This is a genomic window from Idiomarina sp. UBA4206, assembly GCF_002383015.1.
Classification (GTDB): domain Bacteria; phylum Pseudomonadota; class Gammaproteobacteria; order Enterobacterales; family Alteromonadaceae; genus Idiomarina; species Idiomarina abyssalis.
Map to the genome: position 1 here is coordinate 18,793 of NZ_DFTS01000004.1, position 737 is coordinate 19,529.

The window sequence follows — 737 nt, forward strand, 5'->3', positions numbered from 1 at the left end:
GAAGTTGCCGTTGACCTGGGTGCGCAGTGGGTAAGTGCGGAGCTGTTAACACGCTTGTCTACCCGGGCAGGACAAGGGCTCGGTGCTGGTTTGCTCACAGCTCGTCTGGGATACCAGGTCATTGAACTCTGTCGGCCGATGCCTTTTGTTAACGTAAAAAAGCCAGGCTACCTTAAATTACAAAAGGACTTACTAAGCCAGTTAAAGAGCGTTTTGCCTTTTGTCTATAAGTCTCGTCAGGCAAAGGCTAAAGCGGCCTCAGAGCAGGAAGTGGAAAATTAGCGTTACAGTTTTTCCAAGCTTTGACGCAGCGCAAAGATTGCCAATTAAGGTAAGCTCGTTGCACTCTGTTGCTCGTTAACAAATTTCTGACAAACGAGCCCAAAACGCATGTCCTCTGATGTAAAAACACATAATAATAATTGGCAGCCAGCGACTCAGGTTATTCATGCCGGTGCAGCGCACGATGACCCCCATGGGGCGTTAACTTCACCACTTTACCAAACGTCCACATTTAAGTTCTCTTCTGCAGAGCAGGGCACTCGCCGTTTTGCAGGCGAGGAAGAAGGTTATATTTACAGCCGTTTAGGCAACCCCACAACAGCCGAGCTTGAACGCCGTATGGCAACGCTTGAAGGTTATGAGGCAGCGGCAGCTGCTGCGACCGGAATGGGTGCTATAGCTGCCGCGACTATGGCTTTTGTGCGCAGCGGTGATCATATTGTGGTATCTGATTA

General features: G+C 49.7%; 2 protein-coding genes. Both read left to right on the forward strand.

The window, feature by feature from the left end; translation table 11 throughout:
* Positions 1–282 (forward strand): DUF697 domain-containing protein (locus tag B3180_RS00420; protein WP_286842227.1); only part of this gene is annotated, 282 nt, incomplete at its 5' end.
* A 108-nt stretch (positions 283–390) separates the two neighbouring features.
* The coding region (locus tag B3180_RS00425; RefSeq protein WP_286842230.1) for a PLP-dependent transferase at positions 391–737 on the forward strand (347 nt) is incomplete at its 3' end.